Here is a 21,566-nt window from a genome sequence, read left to right as displayed (position 1 = left end):
GCCCGGACCCGAAGGCGAGGTCTTTCCATGAGCCCCCTGGTCGCCCGAACCCCCGCGCTGCGCACGGCGACGTCGGCGGAGATCTTCACGCGCATCATCACGCACGGTCCGGTCAGCCGGATCGAGATCGGCCGGCTCACCGGGCTCTCGCAGGCCAAGGTGACCAAGACCGTGAGCCCGCTGATCCGCGACGGCTTCGTGACCGTGGGCGAGCACGCCGAGAGCTCCTCGCCGGGCCGGCCCGTCTACCCCCTGAGCGTGGTGCCCCGCTCGATGCTCGCGATCGGCGTCAAGGTCAACGCCGACGAGATCGTGGCCGTCGCGGTGAGCATCGGCAACGAGGTGCTCACCTCCACCCGGCGGCCCCTGGCACGGCACGACCCGGAGACGGTCACGGCCGAGATCGTGCGCTGCGCGCGCCGGCTCGTGGACAAGCTCGGGGACAGCGCCGACCGGCTCGTGGGCATCGGCGTCTCGGTGTCGGGCGACATCGACTCGGGCTCCGGCGTCGTGCGCCACTCCCCGCTGCTCGGGTGGGCCAACGTGCCTCTGGGCGCCGCGCTCGCGCGCGAGGTCGACCTGCCGGTCGTCGTCGAGAACGACGTGCGGGCGCTCGCCAGGTCCGAGCAGTGGTTCGGGCTCGGCGTCGAGGCGGAGAGCTTCGCCATCGTCACCATCGGCGCGGGCATCGGCTGCGGCATCTACGTCAACCGCGACGTCGTGGTCGGGGCGCACGGCGTCGTCGGCGAGATCGGTCACCTGCCCCTGGCCTCCGCCGACGCCGTGTGCGTGTGCGGACGCCGCGGCTGCGTCGAGGCGGTGGCGTCGTCGGGCGCCATCCGCGACGCCGTCCGCGCGGGGCACGGCGACCCCGCGCTCACGCTCGCGGACGCGGTGGCCCTGGCGCACGCCGGCGACCGCACCGCCGTCGACGCCTTCGACCGGGCGGGCACCGCCATCGGGGCGGCGCTGGCCGTGACGGCGAACCTGGTGGACCCCGAGGTGGTGGTCATCGCGGGCGAGGGCGTCATGGAGTACGACCTGTACGAGCGCCGGATCCGCGAGGAGTTCGCCGCGCACGCGTTCGGGGCGGCGGCGAACTGCCGCCTGGTGGTGCGCCGGCACACGTTCATCGACTGGGCCTGCGGCGCGGCGGTCGCGGCGTTCCGGGAGGCGCTGCGGCCGGTGGGCTGAGGGTGGGTTTCGTGGCCGGGCGGGGTCCGGGGACCCGGGGCTACTCGGGGAAGACGCAGAACTCGTTGCTCTCGGGGTCGGTCATGACCACCCAGTTCTCGTGCCGGCCCACCTCGGCCGCACCCGCCGCGACGAGGCGCGCCACCTCGGCGTCCCGGTCGGGGGCGCGGACGTCGAGGTGCACCCGGTTCTTGACCGCCTTGGGCTCGGGCACGGCGTTGAAGAACAGGCGTGGAGCCCCGGCCGGGCCCTCGACCAGCACGGACGGGTCGTCCTCCGGGTCGTGGACGCCGATGGTGCGGAGGCGCGCCAGCTCGGCGTCGTCGTACGGGGCGACGGCGTAGCCGTCGAGGACGGTCGCCCAGAACCGGGCCAGGGACGCTGGGTGGCGGCAGTCGAACACCACGTCGTGAAGTCTCGCCATGGGGCCCACCGTAGGGGCGTGGGCTGTCCTGTCCAGGACATTCGGCCGGGGAGCTGCTGAGGAATCGGTGCTTCTGTCCGGCGGGAGTGGGGGCGGGTCAGCAGGATCGGGCCGGCTCTGCGGCATCGAGGTCAGTGTCCAGGGTCCTCGTGCGTGGGTCGGGGCGGCGGGCTGGGCCACTTGCAGGCCCGCAACGGGGTGGGTGCCGGCTGGATGTGGGGTGCCGGCTGGATGTGGGGGGCGGGCTGGTGCGGGCGTTCGTGAGGTTTCTGCATCCGCGACGAGCACCTGGCGTGATCGACGAGAGGGACGGGCAGATCCTGGTCGCTGACCGTCGATTCCCAGGCTTTTCCACAAGGCGAGCAGCCGGATTCTGCTGATGGCAGATCGGGTCAGTTCAACGAGCGGTGCGTACGGGTGTGCCATATGTTGATGGCATGACGCGAACCGGTGAGGTGCCAGGACGAGCAGGCAAGCAGCCTGCTCAGCCGGCGCTGCCCGGGAACGGGTCGAGGCTGCCTAGCGGGGCGGGGCTGGCCGGTGCTGCCCTGCTGCCCGGTAGTGCGCTGCGGCCTGGTAGTGCTCCGGAGCCTGGTACTGCCGGGGCGTCCGGTGCGCCGACGCTCGACCGAACAGTTGATGTGGCGGGGGTGCGGGCGGTGCGGCGTGCCCTGGCGGAGATGATCTTGCCCGGAGCCACTGACATCGGGTCTGGTGCTGTGGTCTCGAGCGCGGTGCAGGCCGAGTGGGTGGATCTGCTCGGTGAGCTGGAGGCCGTGAAGAACGCGATCACCGCGACCCAGGCCAGGCTCACGGTCGCCCTGGACGAAGCAACCCGCGCCGTGGAAGCGCGGCAGAGTATCCGTGCCGAGCGTCGTGGACGGGGTGTGTCGAACCAGGTCGGTGCCGCGCTGCGGGTCAGCCCGCACGCGGGGGCCGGGTTCGTGTCCACGTCCAGGGTGTGGGTGACCCAGATGCCTTGCACGTTCGCCGCGTTGCAGGCCGGAGTGCTGTCGCAGTGGCGGGCCACCCTCCTGGTCCGGGAGACCTCGCACCTGTCCGTGGAGCACCGGGCCCTGATCGACGAGGAGATCTGCGGACCCGCACACCTGGCCGAACTGGCCCGCATGAGCACCCGCCGGCTCGTGGCCCGAATCAAGGAACTGGCCGCCCAGCTGGATGTGCACGCGTGCGTGAAGCGCAACGCGAAGGCTGTCACGGAGCGCCGCGTTTCGATCCGTCCGGCACCGGACCTGATGGTCTACCTGACCGCACTGGTCCCGATGGCGCAGGGTGTGCAGGCCTACGCCCAGCTCAAGACCACCGCAGACGCCGCCAAGGCATCCGGGGATGAGCGCGGGGTCGGGCAGATCATGGCCGACACCCTCATCGAACGCGTCACCACTCGTGAGCCCGGGCAAGCAAATGATGTGCCGGTCACGATCAACCTGTTGGTCTCTGACGACACCCTCCTCGCCGGCGGCAACCAGCCCGCCGTGGTGGTCGAGGGCGCCCCCGCTGGTGCGGGCGTGGTCCCGGCACCGGTCGCCCGGAACCTTGCCGCGCACGCGATCGAGACCGACACGGCCTGGCTGCGCTCGATCTACGTCAACCCGCACGGCCGCCTCCTGGCGACGACGTCCACCTCCCGGTTCCACCCACACGGCCTGTCGAGCCTGCTCCGCGCACGCGAGCAGGGCATCTGCGCCACTACCTGGTGCGACGCCCCAGTCCGGCACACGGACCACGTCACCCCACACGTGGAGGGCGGCCCGACCAGTCTCGACAATGGCCAGGGCCTGTGCGCCCGGTGCAACCACGCCAAGCAGGCACCGGGCTGGTCGCAGAAGACGACCCAGTTCAACGGACTCCATGCCGTCGAGACCATCACCCCCACCGGGCACACGTACGTCTCGGTCGCGCCCACACCACCGACACCAGCCAGGGCGGGCGTCGTGGCATCGGTTCGTCGTGCGGGCTCCGACGGAACTGCATCCAACGACTCGCTGGGAACCGGTCAGGCGGTCCGAGGCGTCGACACGGCCCCCGACCGACACACGGCCGTGCCCCGTGACGGGCGCGCGTCGGCGACCGGCGAGCCCAACCACGTTCCGGAGACCACCCCGACCCGCGACCGCACCGCGACTCCACCCTGGACCCCGGCGGTCGGCATGACCGGCCCCGCACCCGGCCGCACCCCACGCAGCCGCTACTCGATCGGCTGCCAGACCGCCCCCGCCCACGGCGCGATCCCCTACCGGCCGAGCCCACCGCCCCGCCAACCACAGCCGGCTCACCAACCGCCCAACCGGCCGACCAACCGAGCCCGCACCCGGTTCCGTCGTCCCGACCTCTCCGGTGCCAACCCCGCCTGACACACCACAGACCAGCACTAGGCCGTGTTGCGTTGTGCTGTGTCGCGTCATCGTCGATTCGTCGTCTCTCTGCCCGACGCTTTCGCAGCTGTAGGTTGTCAGCGTGTCGTCGAGGAGCGACCAGCAGTATGCGGTCGGCGGTGGTCCGGTGGAACGCGGAAGAGGTTGGCACGTGCTCACGGAGTACCAGCAGCGGTTGCGGGAGAAGTACCTGTCGGCTCCGCTGACCGGGCCGCCCGAGCCGTGGCAGGCGACGGGCGCGACGGGGTCCTACGTAACTGTCGGCGGCCTGCAAGGGGTCGGATTCGGAGTGCATCCAGAGACGGGTGATGACCTGTTGATGGTCGTCTCCACGGATGGCTTCGGACTGCTGGACGCGACTACGGGAGCGAAGATCGCCCGCGACCGCGACCCCGACCCTGAGGTGGCGACGCCGGATGGGCCAGATCTGGCGTGCCCGGGTATCGGCGCCTTGACGGGCACCCGAGTCATGATCGCCGGGTTGTTCGGTGGTGGCCTGCACACGACCACGGCGGACGGGTGGAGCATCGACGTCGTCGCCCCGGAGTGGCCCCATCAACGGGTCATGCTGTCGGCGGGCGGCGGCCTCAACGCTGGCGAGCCGGGGACGTCGTGGTGGCACATCTTCGATGATCAGCAGCATGGAGAGCTCCGCGCGGCGGGGTTCTCTCCGTCGGGCAGGACGCTGGTGGTAGCTACCAGCAGCGATGTGACTCTGTTCGTCAGATCGAACGCTCAAGGCCCGGCCACGTTGCTAGGCGGGATCTGAGTTCAGGTGGACCAGGCTTTGCCTCGTGTCGCGCGATGTCATCTCGGACGCCCTACGCCGGGCGCGCCACCCCCGCCGGCGGCGTGACCGCGCGCGCGAAGCACGCCGAGACCGCGACCAGCACCATGACCAGCAGGATCGCGAGCCGGAGCGTGAAGTGCTCGCCGACGAAGCCCAGCACCGGCGGCCCCACGAGGAACGCCGTGTAGCCGGCCGTGGCCACGGCGCTGACCCGGCGCGCCGAGTTGAGCGGGTCGTCGCCCGCGGCCGACAGCGCCACCGGGAAGCCGAGCGACGCCCCGATCCCCCACAGCAGCACGCCCACGGCCCCCAGCGCCGCCGACGGCGCGAACGCCACCAGGGCGATGCCGGCGATCGCGAGCAGCGCGCTGACCACCATGACGGGCGCCCGCCCGAACCGGTCCAGGAAGAACCCGCCGCTGAACCGCCCGATCGCCATGGACAGGCCGAAGAACGCGTAGATCAGCGACGCCGTCGCCGCCGACAGGTCGAACCCGTCAACCATGATCAGCGGCAGCCAGTCGTTCGCCGACCCCTCGGCCAGGGCCATGCCCAGCACGATCACGCCGATGGCGAGGGTGCGCCGCTCCCGCCACACCGCGAGGAACGCCCCGACGGTCTCGCCGAGCGGACGACGCCGCTGCCCCGCGTCGGCGTCCTCCCGCCCGACGTCGTGGGCCAGGTTGGCCACCAGGGCCGCCGTGGCGATCGCGGTCAGCGCGGCCACCGCCACCAGGTGCCCGAGCACCGGCACGCTCGCGGCACTCGCGCCCAGGCCGACCAGCCCGCCCACGCAGACGCCGAGGCTGTAGCTGCCGTGCAGGCTCGGCACCACGGTGCGCCGCAGCGCCCGCTCGACGTCGACCCCCTCGACGTTCTGCCCGATCTCGCCCGAGCCCATGCCGTACCCGAACGACGCGAGGCCGACGGCGACCAGCCAGCCCTGCGCGGTCGCGGTGCCGACCGCCACCACGGCGACGCCGGTCACGATCGCGATCATGCCCCACAGCACGACGAACCGGGCGCCGCGCCGGGCCACCAGCGTGCCGGCCAGGGCAATCCCCACCATGGAGCCCGCGGACAGACCCGCGATGATCAGCCCCATCTCGGCCGTGGTCGAGCCGGTCGCGTCGCGGATCGCGGGCGTGCGGGAGACCCACGTGGCCATGGACACGCCGGTCATGAAGAAGGACACGAACAGGGCGGCCCGCCGGCGTTGCGCCGACGGCGTCAGGTGCGCGCTCACAGCACGCGGGCCAGCGCGGCGAGGGCCGCCAGCGGGTCGGGGCCGGCGGGGATGAACACGCTGGAGGTCACCCCGGCGCGCCCGAGCTCGTCGATCCGCTCCCGGACCTGGGCAGGCGTGCCCGCCAGCGCGAGGCGTGCGACCCACTCGTCCGGCATCCGCTCGACGAACTCCGCACGGGAGGCGGACGAGGCCCGCAGCGCCGCGAACTCCTGAGCGAACGACAGGGGTGCGACGTGCGGCGCCCAGTCGGGCTCACCGATCCACTCCAGTCCGGGCCGCGCGGTGCGCAGCGCGACGGCCGCGTCGTCGTCGACGGCCCCGATGTTGTAGGCCACCAGGCGGTGCTCGCCCTGCGGCGCGATCGCCTCCAGCGCGGCCGCCGCGTACTCGGGCGCGACCGGCTCCGCGAGCACGGTGCCGTCCGCGACCCGGCCGGACGCCGCCAGCGACCGCGGCCCCCGCACGCCGAGCAGCAGCGGCGGCACGGCGTCGGGCACCGCCGTGGGGTCGAGGCGCACCTCACCCGCCGAACTGCCGCCCAGCAGGGTCCGGAGGGTGGTCACGTACTCGGCGAGGAACGTGAGCGGACGCTCGGGCCAGGCACCAGCCTGGCGCATCCAGCCCGGCATCCCGTGCCCCACGCCGACGTCGGTACGGCCGGGGTGGAGCTGCTCCAGCGTGGCGATCTCCATCGCCGCGAACGCTGGGTTGCGCACTGCGGCGGGCAGGATGCCGATGCCGACGCGGATCCGCTCGGTGGCACCCAGCACGGCGGCGGCCTGCACCAGGCCGCCGCGGTAGCCCAGGTCCTCGACGACCCAGAGCTCGTCGAAGCCGAGCCGCTCCGCGGCACGCGCGTACGGCAGCACCTGGGCGGCGGGCAGGTCACGCGGGAGGACGACACCGATCTGCGGAGAGGTCATGGCGCAGTTCTACCAGAACGATCGTATCGATACGAGAGCCGTTCAGATCGCCGGGGCGGGCAGCGCCACGTCGAGCCGGAAACCCTGCGGCACGTGCTCGGCCCGCACGTCACCGCCGTGCGCCTGGACGATGCCGCGGACGATGGCCAGCCCGAGCCCCGCGCCGGGCGACCCGGCGACCGGCCGCGCGTCCGGCGTGCGTGCCTCGCTGGCCCGCCAGCCGATCTCGAACATCCGCGTGAGGTCCTCGCTGTCGACCCCGCTGCCCTGGTCGAGCACGGAGAGCACCAGCCGGTCGCCGGCCCGGTCGGCGGACACCAGGATCTCGGAGCCGTGCGGGGCGTGGCGGATGCTGTTGGTCAGGAGGTTCACCACGACGCGCGTCAGCTCGTGCGGGTCGGCGCGCAGGGTCCGGCCCTCGACCCCCGCGTGCTCGATGCGGATCTCCTTCGCGACGGCCAGCTGGTGCACGTCGGCGACGGCGTCGGACACGACGTCCAGCAGCGCGATGTCCTCCGGGCGCAGCCGCAGCGCCCCGCTCTGGATCTGCGACAGCGCGAACAGGTCGTCGACCAGCCGGTTCATCGTCCCGACCTGGGCCCGGATGCGCCGCACGTAGTCGGCCGGGTCCGCGACGGCGCCGTCGTCCAAGGCCTCCGCGAGGGCACTGACCCCGGTGAGTGGCGTCCGCAGGTCGTGCGAGATCCAGGCGAAGAACTGCCGGCGCGCGGCGTCGAGCTGCTCGATCTCCGTGCGCGCCGCGGCGAGCCGCTCGGAGGCGACGGCGAGCTGGGCCGAGAGGTCGGCGAGCTCCCTGCCCTGGTAGACCTCCGGGCCGACGACGGCGCCGTGGCCGACGCGCTCCACCGCCTGCCCGAGCTGGGCGAACGACCTGCTCACGGCACGGGCGGTGCCGAGCGTCGCGGCGAGGCTCAGCAGCGCCGACAGCCCGACCACCCACAGCATCACCTGCAGGTCGTGCAGGGACAGGTACATCAGGGCGGAGATCGCCACGGTCGAGCAGACGATGGAGGCGATCGCGGCGACCACCAGGACGACGAACGGCGCGGTGACCGAACGCCGCCGGCGACGACGCAGGACCAGGAGCGCGAGCACCGTGGTCACCGCCGTGCACACCGCGGCGGTGCCGAGGATGAGCAGCAGGTCTCCGGCCGAGAGGATCATGCGGCGGCCCCGACGGTGAAGCGGTAGCCGCGGCCCCACTCGGTGAGCAGGTAGCGGGGGTAGCGGGGCTCCGGCTCGATCTTCTCGCGCAGCCGGCGCACGTGGACGGTCACCGTGGACTCCTCGCCGAAGCTCCAGCCCCACACCTCGCGCAGGATGTCGTCGCGCGTCAGGGTGCGGTCCGGGTTCTGCAGCAGGAAGAGGAACAGCTCGTACTCGCGGGCGGTGAGCGTCATCTCGGCGCCCGTCGCCCAGATCCGGCGGTGCGCAGGGTCGACACGGAACGGCCCCAGCGTGAACGGCGTCGGCGAGACGTGCACGGCGCGGCTGCGCCGGACCAGGGCGTCGATGCGCAGCTGCAGCTCCCGCAGCGCGAACGGCTTCGCGATGTAGTCGTCGGCGCCGTGCTCCAGCCCGTCGATCCGCTGCTCGACGGCGTCCAGGGCGGTGAGCATGATGATCGGCGTCCGCGGGGCCGCCGACCGGACCTGCCGGCACAGCTCGTCCCCGCTGACCCCGGGCAGCATCCGGTCCAGGACCAGCACGTCGGGGCGGGCCGTGCGCAGCGCGTCCCGGGCGACGAGCCCGTCGCGGTGGGCGGTGACGGCGTAGCCGCGCCCGCCCAGGTAGTCGGTCACCACGGCCAGGACGGTGTCGTCGTCCTCCACGACCATGACCTCGACCTGTGCTCCCATGCTCGGCAGCGTAACCGCGCGAGGCCCTTCGCAGTTCTTACGCCTCTGCAAGACTCCCGCGTCCGCGGGGGCGCCCTGCCTAGGTTCGACGACGTCGCCGGCGTCCTGCCGACGGCACCGACGAACCTGACAGAGAGGCACTTCTCATGCGCAAGACAGCACTCGCGAGCGCGGCCGTCCTGACCGCCACCCTGCTGCTCACGGGCTGCGGCGCCGACGACGACGGGTCGGGCGACGCGATGTCGGAGCAGAGCATGTCGTCCCAGGAGCAGTCCGAGGACATGACGGAGGACATGGGCGACGACATGGCCGCCGAGGCCCGCACCGGCACCTTCGAGGGCCTGAACGACAAGGCGGTCGCGGGCACGGTGGAGGTGAGTGCCACCGAGGTCGTGCTTTCGGGCTACTCCTCCGACGAGGGCCCCGACCTGCACGTCTACCTCACCAACGGGACCGACGAGGCCGCCGTGGCGGCCGGCACCGAGATCGACGTCGTCGCCTTCGACGAGGCGTCCCAGACCTTCGCCCTGGACGGCGTGGACGTGGCGGGCTACGACACCGTCGTCATCCACTGCGACAAGGCCAAGGCCGTCTTCGGCGCCGCGGCCCTGGCATGAGCCGTGCCCTGAACCTCGCCGCCGTCGTGCTGACGACGGCGGCGAGGGTCGCGCTCGGCCTGCTCTGGATCAACGAAGGGCTGATCAAGTACCGGGCGGGCTTCGGCGCCGCCGACATCCGGCTCGTGGCCGACGGCGCCGCGGCCAGCAGCCGGGTGCCCGGCTACTTCCAGGTCTTCGCGGAGCACGTGCTGGGCCCCGCGTCCGGGCTGTTCGGCGTGCTGATGCCGCTGCTGGAGGTGGGCCTCGGGGTCGCGCTGGTCGCCGGGGTGCTCACCCTGCCGGTCGCGCTCGCGAGCGTCGCGACCCTGCTGAGCTACTGGTCGGCCGACCAGCTCACGGAGTCCTACCCGGTGATGGTCGCCCTCGCGGTCGTGCTCGTCGCGTGGCCGGCGCTCGCCTCGCGCGTGTCGGTGACGGCGCTCGTGAGACGTGGCCGGCTCAGCCCAGCGAGCGCAGCACCTCGATGACGGAGGTGATGTGGGCCCGCATCGCGGCCTCGGCCGCGGCCGGGTCGCGCGCGACGACAGCCTCGATGACCGCCTCGTGCTGAGCCAGCGAGACCGCCGACCGGCCGGGAACGCGTGAGAGCGCGAACTGGTGGCGCACCATCTGCCCGTGCAGCTGCGCCACGATCCGGTTGGCGGTCTCGTGCCGCGCGATCTCGCGCAGCGTCGCGTGCAGCTCCGCGTTGAGGTCGCTGTAGACCGCCGACTCCCCGGCCTCCACGGCCTCCCGCATGCGGCGGCCGATCCCCGAGAGCCGCTTCGCGTCCGTCGCGGTGAGCCGCTCGGCGGCACGCGCCGCGACCAGCCCCTCGACGACGCGGCGGATCTCGCTGATCTCGATCGCCTCGTCGAGGCTGATCTCGCGGATCCGGGCCCCGCGGTTCTGCTGGCGCTCGACGAGGCCCTCGGCCACGAGGTCCTGCAGCGCGGCGCGCACCGCGAACCGGCGCGCGCCGAACTGCTCGCACAGATCGGCCTCGACGAGCCGCTGACGTGGTGCGAAGTCACCCCGCAGGATCGCCGCTCGCAGCTCGTCCCGCACCTGGGCGTCGTCCACCATCACGTCCCTCTCACGTCGTCGTCCGCCACCCCCGGGCGCGAAGCGATTGTCAACAATACGAGCACCCTAACGGCTGGCGCCCACCTCCGACGCCGACGCCGACGCCAGCCGCGCCTTGCGCGTGGCCGGACCGAAGACCGCCAGAGCCAGCGCACCCACGACCCAGGTGCCCGCGATGAAGTAGAAGACGGTCTGGTACCCGTGCCCGCTGTACAGGCCCGCGATGATCAGCGGCCCGACGGCGTTGGACAGCCGCCCCAGGCCGTACGAGATCGAGGTGCCGAGCGACCGCCCCTTGGTGTCGTACAGCTCGGGCGAGTACGCGTAGGCCAGGGCCGTGTAGCCGCGCTCGAACAGGTTGACCAGGAACCCGAACACGACGATCAGCACGGGCGTGAACGTCAGGCCGTACAGGAGCCCGGACCCGGCGATGACCAGCGCGAACACGACCAGGCACCACTTGCGCTCGAACCGGTCGGTGACCTGCGCGGCCAGGAAGGACCCCAGCGGCGCGCCCACGGTGGTCAGCGCGACGAAGAAGATCGAGTCCTCGACGCTGATCCCCTCGGCGGCCAGCAGCGTGGGCGCCCAGGACGAGAACCCGAAGAACCCGATCGTCTGGGTGATCCACAGGACCGACAGCAGGATGGTCGGGTAGAGGAACTTCTTGTCCTTGAGCATCGCCAGGCCCGCCCGTGTGGCGGGGCCGGTCTCCACCGGCACGGCGGCGTCGGGCAGCGTGCCGTGCTGGGCGACCGCCTGGGCCTCCATGTCCCGCAGCACCGCGTCGGCCTCGTCGTGCCGGCCGCGCGACTCCAGCCACTGCGGCGACTCGGCGAGCTTGCGCACGAAGAACAGGAAGAGGACACCGAGCGAGCCCCACAGGTAGACGAGCCGCCAGGACCAGTCGTTGATCGGCACCACGAACGAGGCGATCAGGTTGGTCGCAGGCGTGCCGCAGATGCCGATCATGATCACGTACGCCTGGTACTTGCCGCGCACCGCCTTCGGGAAGAGCTCGTTGATGTAGACCACGGCCACGACCGTCATCGCGGACAGGCCCGCGCTGGTCATGACGCGGAACAGGCCCATCGAGAAGATGTCCCAGGCGAAGATCGTCGCGAACGACCACACCGAGAACCAGATGGTGGTCGCCACCAGCGTGCGCTTGCGGCCGAGCCGGTCGGCGAGCCCGCCGGCCACGATCGACCCGATGAACATGCCGACGAACGACAGCGACGTCACGTACGCGACGTGGTTGACGCTCGCGCCCCACTGCTCGCGGATCACGGGGGCGGTGATCGCGAACGTGTTGATGTCCGCGAACTCGAAGAAGTAGGTGAAGGCCAGGGCGACCATCGTGGTCTTGTGGAACTTCGAGATCGGCAACCGGTCGATCCGGTTGGCCGCGTTGGTCCGGGTCTGCAAGGGGGGTCTCCTTCTGGTTCCTCGGGCGTCGTCGCCCGGGGTCGGCTCAGGCCTCCGTCGGCCAGTACAGGCGCTGGGGGTTGTCCACGAGCAGCGCCTGCCGCAGCTCGGGGGTCGGTGCGACGTGCGGGATGTGGTCCACGAGCAGCCCGTCGTCGGGCATGTGGTCCTTGAGGTTGGGGTGCGGCCAGTCGGTGCCCCACAGCACCCGGTCCGGGAAGCGCTCGACGACCTTGCGGGCGAACGGCACGACGTCGGCGTAGGCGTGGCGCTCGCCGTCCAGGGCGGGGGCGCCGATCACGGTGAGGCGCTCCGGGCAGGAGACCTTGACCCACACGTCGTTCGCCGCCACGAAGTCGAGGAACTCGGCGAACTCGGGCCCGTCGGGGTCCTTGGTGACGTCGGGGCGGCCCATGTGGTCCACCACCAGCGGTACCGGGAGGGCGGCGAAGAAGTCCTTCAGGTCGGGCAGGTCGGCGGCCTCGAAGTAGATGACGACGTGCCAGCCCAGCGGGGCGATCCGCGCCGCGATGGTCTCCAGCGCCGCGGTGGGGACGGCGTCGACCAGCCGCTTGACGAAGTTGAAGCGGACGCCGCGCACCCCGGCGTCGTGCAGGCGGCGCAGCTCCTCGTCGGTGACGTCGGCGCGGACGGTCGCGACGCCGCGAGCCCGGCCGCCGGACCGCTCCAGGGCGTCGACCAGGGCGCTGTTGTCCGCGCCGTGGCAGGTGGCCTGCACGATGACGTTGCGGCTCACGCCCAGGTGGTCGCGCAGGTCGAAGAGCTGCTGCGCGGACGCGTCGACGGGCGTGTACTTGCGCTCGGGCGCGAACGGGAACTGGTCGGCGGGGCCGAACACGTGGCAGTGCGCGTCCACGGCGCCGTCGGGCAGCGTGAAGGCGGGCTTCGTCGGGCCCTGGTACCAGTGCAGCCAGCCGGGGGTGACGTCCTTGTCGGTCATGATCCGTCCTCAGTCCGTGTAGGTCAGGCCGAGCTCGGCCAGCCTCGGTCGCATGTCGTAGAGGTCGAGCCCCAGCTCGCCGGCGGCGAACCGCTCGCGCTTGGCGGCCTCGTTGTCCTCGCGCCGGCGGGCGGCCTCGGCCACCTCCGCGGCCCGGGCGGCGGGCACGACGACGACGCCGTCGGCGTCCGCCACGACCACGTCGCCCGGGGTGACCAGCGCATTGGCGCACACGACCGGCACGTTCACCGAGCCGAGCGTGGCCTTGACGGTGCCCTTCGCGTTGACCGCGCGGGAGAACACCGGGAAGTCCATCGCCCGCAGGGTGTCGACGTCGCGGCAGCCGCCGTCGATCACCAGGCCGCGGGCGCCGCGGGCCTTCATCGAGGTGGCGAGCAGGTCGCCGAAGAACCCGTCCTCGCTCTCGGTGGTGCAGGCGGCCACGACGACGTCGCCGGGGCGCACCTGCTCGGCGGCGACGTGCAGCATCCAGTTGTCGCCGGGCTGGAGCAGCACCGTGACGGCGGTGCCGCACATCGCGGCGCCCTCGTAGACGGGGCGCAGGTACGGCCGCATGAGGCCGAGGCGGCCGAGGGCCTCGTGGACGGTGGCGACGCCGAAGCGCGACAGCGCCTCGACGGCGGCCGGGTCGGCGCGGCGGATGTTCGTGTGGACGACTCCGAGCTCAGACACGGGTCAGCCCCCTCTCGGTCAGGCGCCGGTCGAGCAGCGGGTAGACGCGGCGGGCGTTGCTCTCGAACAGGGCGCGGGTTGCGGCGTCATCCAGGCCCCGGGTCGCGGCGTGGGACTCGATGTAGCGCCGGGTGTCGTCGAAGTGGTGGCCGGTGCGCGGGTCGATGCCGCGCACGGCGCCGATCATCTCCGAGGCGAACAGCACGCCGTCGCGCGGGATCACGTCGAGCAGCAGGTCGGCGCCGGGCTGGTGGTAGACGCACGTGTCGAAGAAGACGTTGGTGCCGAGCATCTCCTCGGGCTCCGGCTTGCCCAGCGCCTGGGCGAGGCCGCGGAACCGGCCCCAGTGGTAGGGCACCGCTCCCCCGCCGTGCGGGATCACGAGCCGCAGGTCCGGGAAGTCGGCGAACAGGTCGCCCTGCAGCAGCTGCATGAACACCGTGGTGTCGGCGTTGAGGTAGTGCGCGCCGGTGGTGTGGAAGGCGGGGTTGCAGCTCGTGGAGACGTGCACCATCGCGGGCACGTCGAGCTCGACCAGCTTCTCGTAGACGGGGTACCAGGAGCGGTCGGTCAGGGGCGGCGCGGTCCAGTGCCCGCCGGACGGGTCCGGGTTGAGGTTCACGGTGACGGCGCCCAGCTCGGTCACGGCCCGCTCGATCTCGGGGACCGACGTCGCCGGGTCGGCGCCGGGCGACTGCGGCAGCATGGCGCCGGGCGCGAACCGGTCCGGGAAGAGCCCGGCCACGCGGGCGCACAGGTCGTTGCAGATCCGCGCCCAGGCGGTCGACGTCGCGAGGTCGCCGACGTGGTGTGCCATGAACGACGCGCGGGGCGAGAAGACGGTGACGTCGATGCCGCGGTCGTCCATCTGCCTCAGCTGGTGGGCCTGGAGCGTCTCGCGGATCTGGTCGTCGCTGATGCGCGGGCCAGCCGGGTCGGGGGCCAGGCCCGAGTCGGCCAGGGCGGCGACCTGCGCGTCGCGCCAGGCGCCGAGCGGTTCGGGGGCGGTCGTGTAGTGGCCGTGCACGTCGATGATCACGCGGTGGCCTCCTCGTTCTTCTCGGTGGTCGGGTCCCAGACGGCGCGCGGCACCAGCACCTCGCCCGTCATGAGCAGACGGGCGGTGCGCAGGAGCGCGGAGCCGACGACGGCGGGCGGGTCGCCGGCTCCCAGGCCGAGCGTCACCGAGAACTCGCCCGAGGGGTGCTCGACGGAGACGGTGACCTCGCGCCCGCCCCCCGGCCCCGCGACATCCGGCACGACGGCGACCTCGTGCGCCACGCTGCCCGGCAGCACGCACGCCGTCGCGACGGTGACCGCCGCGAGCACGCCGATGGACTGGTGGGCCACGCGCGGGATGAGCGAGCGGGTGGTGATGCTGCCGCCGTCGGCGGGCGCCGACACGAGCGTCATCTTGGGGTAGTTCTTCGCCGTGACGTCGCCTAGGCCCATGGCCCGGCCGCAGTCGAGGCGGAGGCGCTCGACGCGGTCCTTGAGCGCCGCGTCGGCGTCGATCTCGGCCGGGGTCTCGTCGCCGCGGGCGCCGAGCCGGTCCGCGCGCACGATCACCAGCGGCTGGCCGTTGTCGATCAGGGTCACCTCGACCTCGCCGAGGCCCGGCACGGTGACGGTGTCGCGCACGTTCCCGGTGGGCAGCAGGCTGCCGGCCACGGAGCCGGCGGTGTCGAGGAATGCGATGCGCACCGGCGCGGCCGTGCCCGGCACGCCGTCGATCCGGGCGTCGCCGGCGTACTCGACGTACCGGCGCCCGTCGGCGCCCAGCGGCGTGGGCACCGTGATGTCCGCGACCGCGCCCGTGTTGCGGGTCAGCACCGAGGCCGTGGTGGTGTCGCCGTCCGGCACGAGGATGCCGGTCTCGATGGCGAACGGCAGCACCGCGGCCAGCATGTTGCCGCAGTTCGGCGTGGTGTCCACGACGTCGGAGTCGGGCTGCAGCTGCGCGAACGTCCACTCGACGTCGACGCCGCCGGACCCGGGCGACACGATCCCCACCTTGCTGGTCAGGGGGTGCGCGCCGCCCAGGCCGTCGATCTGGCGGGGGTCGGGCGAGCCCATCGCGGCGAGCAGCACGGCGTCGCGCACGGCCGGGTCGGCGGGCAGGGTGCGGGCGTCGAGGAACAGGCCCCGCGACGTGCCGCCGCGCATGACGAGCGCGGGCACCGCGGTCTGCGAGCCCGCGGTGCGGGCACGGCGATAGGACGGGCCATCGGTGGCGGTCACTGCGCTCCTCCTCCATGAGGCGTGTCCCGGCACCGTAGTCCATCAACAATCTTGTTGACAATTTTGTCGCCGAAAAGCGGCTACCCCTGAGTCACCCACGGCCCCCGCGGCGGGCCCGGCTTCTCGTTGCGGGTCCACCACTTGGCGTCGTAGGTACGACCCTCGTAGACCGCCACGGAACCTGCCTCGAAGATGCGCGACGGCGTCCACCGCGCCACGCCGTCCCGCTCCACGATCTCCTGCCACGGGCCGTAGGCAGCGCCGGGCTCCTGGCCCCGGGTCCACCAGGCCGCTCGCCAGGTCGAGCCCTCGTACGAGATCTCGTCACCCGCGGTGTAGACCGCCGACGCGTCCCAGGCGGGAGCGGCCGGCGCGCAGCCGTCGTCGCACACGCTGAACGAGGCGAGCACGGCCTTGTGGTCGGACGGCCAGACGGCGTCCGGCGTCAGGATCTGGTCGGCGCTGTCGTCGTCGACCCGCTCGTTGCGCACGATCGTCGACTGCGGCCCCACCACGGCGGCGTCGTCGATCGAGACCCGCTCGTCGGGTGTGACGAACACGTAGTCGATCCGGTCGCGCTCGTCGGCCTCGGGCGCCCAGGTGAGGTCCGTCGTCGGGAAGAGCGGGTTGTCGGACGGCCAGGTCACACCAGGGTTCGCGACCGGGTCCGGGTGCACCTCGCGGAACGCGTCGACCAGTCCGCCGTCGAGCAGCGTCTGCGTCGACTGCCACGGGATCACCAGGCCGTTGTGGTCCTGCAGGTCGGCGGTCGCCTCGGTCCAGTCCTGCACGGACGGCTCGTTGAAGTCGCCGCCGACGACGGCGATGCGGCCCGCCGCGCGCTCGGCCGCGACGTCCGCGACGAGCGCCGCGGCCGTGGCGGGGCGGCCCGACTGCCGGTTGGCCTCCAGGATCGCGTCCACGTCGGTGACTGGGCCGCCGGGCAGCTTGTCCCACGTGTCCCAGCCGTCGGGCCAGTCGCCCTGGACGGCGCCGCCGTAGCCGCGCGGCAGGTAGGTGGCGTACCAGCGGTACTCCAGGTGGCCGCCGTAGGCGACGACCTCGGTGCCGTTCACGTCGAGCACGGCCTTGGTCCACCAGCGGTCCACCGTGCTGGTCTCCAGGATCGGGTACCGCGAGACGATGCCGGTGTCGGTCGCGATCACGTGGTCGTAGCCGAGCAGCGCGGCGACCTCGCGCGGGGCGTCCCCCTGCTCGGGCAGGAACGTGACGTCGGCGTCGGTCTCCAGCAGGACGTCGGCGATCTCGCGCGCGCCGTCGTCGATCTGGGTGCCGCCGTGCCACACGTTGAAGGTGAGCACGTTGAGCTCGCTGACGCCGTCCACCTCGGGCTTGGGCTCGGCGGGCGGCACGGTCGTGGCGGTGGCCGACGGCGCGATGGCCATTGCCGCGAGCGTCGCGCCCGCGGCAACGGCCGCCAGCAGGCGTCGAGGGCGTACAGGTGCGGATGACATCGGTTCTTCTCCCCGGGGTCGGAAATCGGTGCGGCCGCGACGCTACGAGGTACGCGTGGCCGGGCCGTGGCCGCGAGATGAACGCGCCCGGGGCTGATAGGTCGCATCATCACCGTTGACCCCTGCACCACGCAGGCCGGAGATTCGACCCCGAACGGCCCGGGCGGCAACCGCACCGCCGCGCACCGGAGCGCGGCGACCCACCGGGCCGGACGGGAGTCACCATGGAATCGGACCGAAAGCTCCTGCTCGACCGCCGCAGCCTGCTCCTGGGCTCGGCCGTGCTCGGCTCGGCCGCCGCCCTCGGCGTCGCCGCACCACCCCGGGCGGCCGCCGCGGTGCCTGGCTTCCCCACGTTCCAGCGGGTCGGCGCCGCGCTGAACAAGTCGGCCCTGGCCTACAACCCGACGAACGAGCTCATCTTCCCGTCGGTCCGCAACGTCGCGGGCCGGGTCCAGAACCCGCTGGGCAGCTGGTACATGTACTACGCCCCGCACGACGCGCCCGGCGGGATCTGCCTGGCCTACGCCGACTCGCTCGACGGCCCGTGGCGCGAGTACTCGGGCAACCCGGTCATCTCCCGCACCTGGTCACCGCACTACTCGGTGAGCCACGTCTCCAGCCCGCACGCCGTCTGGAACGCCGCGGACGGCCGGCTCTACCTGTACTTCCACGGGGAGAACACGACCACCCGGGTGGCGTCGTCGGCCGACGGGCGCAGCTTCACCTACGCGGGCACCGTGCTCACCACCGCGATGCTGCCCAGTGACGTCACCGAGACGTCCTACGCGCGGGTGTTCCCGCACCCCACCAAGTCCGACACGCAGATCATGCTGTTCATGGGCGCGCAGGCCGGGACCCGCAAGATCTTCATCGGCTGGTCCAACCGGCTCACCTCGGGCTGGCAGTTCAAGCCCCAGCCGCTGATCTCGCCGGCCGCGGGCGAGGGCGGGCAGCTCTCCGGCGCCCACTACTGGTCGCGCAACGGCGGCGGCCACGTGGTCTACCACGGCGGTTCCGGCAGCATGCACGTCGCCGACGTCGGCACGAGCTTCGACCGCGAGAACCACCTCGGGGTGCTGTACACGGAGCCGCAGGCCACGCGGGCCGCGGCCCCGAGCTTCGCCGAGGAGGGCGGCGGGCTGTACATGTTCTACGAGGCCGGCCAGCGCGGGAACACCAACATCGCGGTGGCCCGGGCGAGCTGAGCCCTCAGGCCGTGCGGCGGCGGGCGGCCACGCCCAGCGCGACGAGGGTCACCAGGGTGCCCGCCGCCATCAGCACCTGGAGCCACGGCCCGAGGGCCACGCCCGCGGTGACGCCGTCGCGCAGCTCGACGTCCGTGACGATCAGCCCGGGCTCGGCCGCGGGCAGGGACCGGCCCGCGGCGCCGTCAGGCGCGAACACCTGGCTGGTGCCCGTGGTCGAGAGGTTGACGACGGCGCGGCCGGTCTCGATGGCCCGCATCCGCGCGAACGCGGTCTGCTGCAGGTTCTCGTCGGTGCCCCGGAAGTCGGCGTTGTTGGTCTGGAACATGAAGGCCTGCGCGCCGTTGCCGATGCCCTCGCGGATCACGTCGTCGAACACGACGTCGAAGCAGATCGCGAGCCCGACGACGGCGTCGCCGGTGTCGACGGCCGGCACGTCGGTGCCGGGCGTGTACTCCCGGCCCAAGAGGTTGACGAGGCTCGGCACGATGGCGCCGTACAGCCACCGGTCCGGCACGTACTCGCCGAACGGGACGGGGTGCCGCTTGGCGTGCGAGGCCACGGCGCCGTCCTGCGTCCACAGGAACGACCGGTTGTAGATCAGGTCGCCGTCCGCCGACGCGGCGTTCAGCAGCAGCGGGGCGCCGTACCGGCGGACGGCCGAGTCCAGGGCCACCGCCGTGGACGTGGTGGCCGGCGGGTCGCTGTCGACGCCACCCTCCGGCCAGACCACGAGGTCCACCTGGTCGTCCTCCAGCGGGGCGGACGCCGCGAGCTGGGAGTCGAGCATGTCGCCCGGCTCCCGCGCGTCGGAGTAGGCGGCGGGGCCGTCGCCCTGGGCGGCACCGACGCGCAGCGTGCCGGCGTCCGACGTCGGGAACTGGGGCGCGACCAGCAGCAGGGCCGCGAGCGCCACCGCGGGCACGGCGGCGGTCCACCGCCGGGTGGTGGAGCCGGTGCGCACGGTCCGGACCACCTCGATGACGGCGGCGCACAGCAGCACCATGCAGAAGCCGAGCCCGGACACGCCCAGCCAGGACGCGACGGGCGCGATCGGGCTCGCGGACTGGCTCATGCCGAGGCGGCCCCAGGGGAAGCCGCCGTAGGGCCAGGAGCCCATGGCGAGCTCGCGCGTCATCCAGGCGCCGGCCACGAGCAGGGGCAGTCCCACCAGCCGCAGCGCGCCGGCCGTGCCGCGGCGCGGCACCCATCGGTAGGCCAGCGTGATCAGCGGCGACAGCGCCGCCGTGAAGAGGGTCTGCACGGTGGCCAGCGCCACCCAGGGCACCCAGCCCAGCGGGTCGTCGCCGAGGAACCGCGACGACCACGACACGTGCGGGAACCAGAACGCCGCACCGAACGCCGCGCCGACGAGGACCGCGCCCCAGGCCCGCCGGCCGATGAACGTGAGCAGCGAGAGGGTGACCGCGACGAACGCGAGCGGCCACCACCCGAGTGACGGGAAGGCGCCGTCGAGCGCCAGCCCCGCCAGGGCGGCCACCGGGACGGCCGCCCACAGGGGCAGGAGGGGCGGGTCGAGGAGCCGCGTGCGGGCCCGGCCCGGGGACTCGGTCCGGGCGGTCGCCCGCGGCTCATGGGTGCCGGCGCCGGGGGCCGGCTGCGAGGGTGCTGCCTGCGTCACGCCCCAGAGTCTCCCACCCCGGCCTGGGAGCTCTGGACGCGGCGTCCGGCCGGTCAGGCTCCCGGCGCGTCCCCGAAGTCGCGGATGTCCAGCCGGACGCCGCCCTTGAGCGCCGACTCGTGCGCGACGATGCCGGGCATCGTGTACCGCGCGGCGACCCAGGCGTTGACGGGCGGGAGGGTGCCGGTGTTGACGGCGGTGACGAAGTCGTCGGCCAGGAAGTGGTGGCTGCCCTCGTGGCCGTTGGACACGTTCGCGAACTCCTTGGGCAGGCGCGAGCGGTCGTGCACGGGCGCGGAGCCCGAGGTGAAGGCGTCGCGCAGCGCGGGCGAGACGTGCTCCAGCGACGGGTCGTCGGGCGAGAGGGTGGGCTTGGGCGCCAGGTGCTCCGTGAGGTCCACGACCGTCTCCTTGTCCTGCCAGAGGCTGACGTTCACGAGCTGCTCCATGCTGGCCTCGGTGCCGAAGAACCGGAACCGTGACTCGCGGAAGTGCGAGGGGAACCCGACCCGGCGGAACTCGTTGATGCGGAACGCGCCGCCGCCCGCGGCCTCGAACAGCGCGGTGGCGTTGGAGAAGTCGTTGGCGAACTGGCTGACCTCCTTGTCGAACACGCCGTCCCCGCGGTCGTCGAGCACGCCGATCGCCGAGACGCTGGTCGCGTGCGTCTGCCAGGCGCCGAGGATGCCGCCCAGGGAGTGCGTCGGGTACATCAGGGGCGGGTAGCTCGCGGTGGACTTCCAGTTCTCGCCGCCGCTGTACTTGTAGGCGTCGTAGAAGCCGAGGTCCATGTCGTGCAGGTAGTCGCCCTCGGCGTAGAAGAGCCGGCCGAACGCGCCCTTGGCGGCCTGGTCGCGGGCGTGGACGGTCGCCGGGTTGTAGTAGCTCGTCTCGCCCATCATGTAGGTCAGCCCGGTCTCGCGGACGGCCTCGACGATCGCCTCGATCTCCTCCTCGGAGATCGCCATCGGCACCGAGGAGTAGACGTGCTTGCCGGCGCGCAGCGCCTGCACCACCAGGGGCCCGTGCGTCCAGCGCTGCGTGAAGATCGCGATGGCGTCGACGTCGGAGGCGAGCAGGGCCTCGAAGGACGGCACGGTCCCGGCGAGGTCGTACTCCCCGACGAGCTTCTCGGCGCGCTCGGGCAGCAGGTCGGTGACGTAGATGTCCCCGACGCCGGGGTGCAGGTTCCAGAGCTTGACGAACTGCCCGGCGAACTGGCCGGCTCCGACGATGCCAAGTGTGAACACGAAGAGCTCCTTGAGGTTGGGCCGCGGCGATGCGGCCGGCGTTGACGGCCTCGACCCTACGTACCTACGATCGGCGAACTCTTCATGGATCAGAGCCGGTTCTTCCCGGATCATCAGATAGCGGGGT

20 protein-coding genes are annotated in these 21,566 nt (G+C 72.6%); 6 read left to right on the top strand and 14 right to left on the bottom strand.

The window, feature by feature from the left end; all coding sequences use genetic code 11:
• Positions 1-27 precede the first annotated feature (27 nt).
• Complete coding sequence (locus ACFU5G_RS11355) at positions 28-1,194, top strand: ROK family protein (RefSeq protein ID WP_377243880.1); 1,167 nt, start codon at positions 28-30, stop codon at positions 1,192-1,194.
• A gap of 40 nt (positions 1,195-1,234) precedes the next feature.
• On the opposite strand, the gene ACFU5G_RS11350 is transcribed toward ACFU5G_RS11355, so the two are convergent.
• Complete coding sequence (locus ACFU5G_RS11350; RefSeq protein WP_377243877.1) at positions 1,235-1,618, bottom strand: VOC family protein; 384 nt, start codon at positions 1,616-1,618, stop codon at positions 1,235-1,237.
• 680 nt (positions 1,619-2,298) lie between these two features.
• On the opposite strand from ACFU5G_RS11350, the gene ACFU5G_RS11345 reads away from it, so the two are divergent.
• Entirely contained in the window at positions 2,299-3,993 is a 1,695-nt protein-coding gene (locus tag ACFU5G_RS11345; protein WP_377243883.1) for an HNH endonuclease, read from the top strand.
• 103 nt (positions 3,994-4,096) lie between these two features.
• Positions 4,097-4,783 (top strand): hypothetical protein, encoded by a 687-nt coding sequence (locus tag ACFU5G_RS11340; RefSeq protein WP_377243874.1) that lies wholly within the window; start codon positions 4,097-4,099, stop codon positions 4,781-4,783.
• 52 nt (positions 4,784-4,835) lie between these two features.
• On the opposite strand, the gene ACFU5G_RS11335 is transcribed toward ACFU5G_RS11340, so the two are convergent.
• Genes ACFU5G_RS11335 through ACFU5G_RS11320 form a run of 4 tightly spaced genes read right to left on the bottom strand, consistent with a single transcriptional unit; the run spans position 4,836 to position 8,856 of the window.
• Positions 4,836-6,050, bottom strand: coding sequence for an MFS transporter (locus tag ACFU5G_RS11335; protein ID WP_377243871.1), 1,215 nt, complete (start codon positions 6,048-6,050; stop codon positions 4,836-4,838).
• Positions 6,047-6,976, bottom strand: coding sequence for an LLM class flavin-dependent oxidoreductase (locus ACFU5G_RS11330; protein ID WP_377243868.1), 930 nt, complete (start codon positions 6,974-6,976; stop codon positions 6,047-6,049). The genes ACFU5G_RS11335 and ACFU5G_RS11330 overlap by 4 nt, the downstream gene beginning before the upstream one ends.
• A gap of 42 nt (positions 6,977-7,018) precedes the next feature.
• On the bottom strand, positions 7,019-8,161 hold the full coding sequence (locus ACFU5G_RS11325) for a sensor histidine kinase (protein WP_377243865.1): 1,143 nt from the start codon (positions 8,159-8,161) through the stop codon (positions 7,019-7,021).
• Positions 8,158-8,856 carry a response regulator transcription factor gene (locus ACFU5G_RS11320; protein ID WP_377243862.1) on the bottom strand — a complete coding sequence of 233 codons (699 nt, stop codon included), beginning with the start codon at positions 8,854-8,856 and terminating at the stop codon, positions 8,158-8,160. Before ACFU5G_RS11320 ends, ACFU5G_RS11325 begins: the two co-directional genes overlap by 4 nt.
• 146 nt (positions 8,857-9,002) lie before the next feature.
• Here ACFU5G_RS11320 and ACFU5G_RS11315 point away from each other — a divergent pair, with 146 nt between their 5' ends.
• Positions 9,003-9,473, top strand: coding sequence for a DM13 domain-containing protein (locus ACFU5G_RS11315; protein WP_377243859.1), 471 nt, complete (start codon positions 9,003-9,005; stop codon positions 9,471-9,473).
• The gene (locus ACFU5G_RS11310) at positions 9,470-9,943 is read left to right on the top strand and encodes a hypothetical protein (RefSeq protein WP_377243856.1); all 474 of its coding nucleotides are present in this window, start codon (positions 9,470-9,472) and stop codon (positions 9,941-9,943) included. The genes ACFU5G_RS11315 and ACFU5G_RS11310 overlap by 4 nt, the downstream gene beginning before the upstream one ends.
• Here the strand turns inward: ACFU5G_RS11310 and ACFU5G_RS11305 are convergent.
• The 7 genes from ACFU5G_RS11305 to ACFU5G_RS11275 form a co-directional block, all read right to left on the bottom strand.
• Positions 9,915-10,541 (bottom strand): GntR family transcriptional regulator, encoded by a 627-nt coding sequence (locus ACFU5G_RS11305; protein ID WP_377243853.1) that lies wholly within the window; start codon positions 10,539-10,541, stop codon positions 9,915-9,917. The genes ACFU5G_RS11310 and ACFU5G_RS11305 overlap by 29 nt on opposite strands.
• Before the next feature lie 66 nt (positions 10,542-10,607).
• Positions 10,608-11,969, bottom strand: a complete 1,362-nt coding sequence (locus tag ACFU5G_RS11300; RefSeq protein WP_377243850.1) for an MFS transporter — start codon at positions 11,967-11,969, stop codon at positions 10,608-10,610.
• Between the two features lie 46 nt (positions 11,970-12,015).
• Positions 12,016-12,930: an amidohydrolase family protein gene (locus ACFU5G_RS11295; RefSeq protein WP_377243847.1), complete on the bottom strand. Its 915-nt coding sequence runs from the start codon at positions 12,928-12,930 to the stop codon at positions 12,016-12,018.
• 9 nt (positions 12,931-12,939) lie between these two features.
• Positions 12,940-13,623, bottom strand: a complete 684-nt coding sequence (gene ligK / locus ACFU5G_RS11290) for a 4-carboxy-4-hydroxy-2-oxoadipate aldolase/oxaloacetate decarboxylase (protein ID WP_377243844.1) — start codon at positions 13,621-13,623, stop codon at positions 12,940-12,942.
• Positions 13,616-14,662: an amidohydrolase family protein gene (locus ACFU5G_RS11285; RefSeq protein ID WP_377243841.1), complete on the bottom strand. Its 1,047-nt coding sequence runs from the start codon at positions 14,660-14,662 to the stop codon at positions 13,616-13,618. Before ACFU5G_RS11285 ends, ligK begins: the two co-directional genes overlap by 8 nt.
• Positions 14,659-15,864, bottom strand: a complete 1,206-nt coding sequence (locus ACFU5G_RS11280; RefSeq protein ID WP_377243838.1) for a 4-oxalomesaconate tautomerase — start codon at positions 15,862-15,864, stop codon at positions 14,659-14,661. The genes ACFU5G_RS11285 and ACFU5G_RS11280 overlap by 4 nt, the downstream gene beginning before the upstream one ends.
• A gap of 80 nt (positions 15,865-15,944) precedes the next feature.
• Complete coding sequence (locus ACFU5G_RS11275) at positions 15,945-17,339, bottom strand: carbohydrate-binding protein (protein ID WP_377243835.1); 1,395 nt, start codon at positions 17,337-17,339, stop codon at positions 15,945-15,947.
• A 224-nt stretch (positions 17,340-17,563) separates the two neighbouring features.
• Here ACFU5G_RS11275 and ACFU5G_RS11270 point away from each other — a divergent pair, with 224 nt between their 5' ends.
• The gene (locus tag ACFU5G_RS11270; protein ID WP_377243832.1) at positions 17,564-18,547 is read left to right on the top strand and encodes a hypothetical protein; all 984 of its coding nucleotides are present in this window, start codon (positions 17,564-17,566) and stop codon (positions 18,545-18,547) included.
• Positions 18,548-18,551: 4 nt separating this feature from the next.
• On the opposite strand, the gene lnt is transcribed toward ACFU5G_RS11270, so the two are convergent.
• Both lnt and ACFU5G_RS11260 read right to left on the bottom strand, forming a co-directional pair.
• Positions 18,552-20,189 carry an apolipoprotein N-acyltransferase gene (gene lnt / locus ACFU5G_RS11265; RefSeq protein WP_377243829.1) on the bottom strand — a complete coding sequence of 546 codons (1,638 nt, stop codon included), beginning with the start codon at positions 20,187-20,189 and terminating at the stop codon, positions 18,552-18,554.
• Between the two features lie 53 nt (positions 20,190-20,242).
• Positions 20,243-21,439, bottom strand: coding sequence for a Gfo/Idh/MocA family protein (locus tag ACFU5G_RS11260; RefSeq protein WP_377243826.1), 1,197 nt, complete (start codon positions 21,437-21,439; stop codon positions 20,243-20,245).
• Positions 21,440-21,566: the final 127 nt, after the last annotated feature.

Origin of the sequence: Promicromonospora sp. NPDC057488 (assembly GCF_042802395.1) — a bacterium.
GTDB lineage: Bacteria > Actinomycetota > Actinomycetes > Actinomycetales > Cellulomonadaceae > Promicromonospora.
Note: the sequence above shows the minus strand (reverse complement) of the source record. Positions and strands in the feature narration are given on the sequence as shown.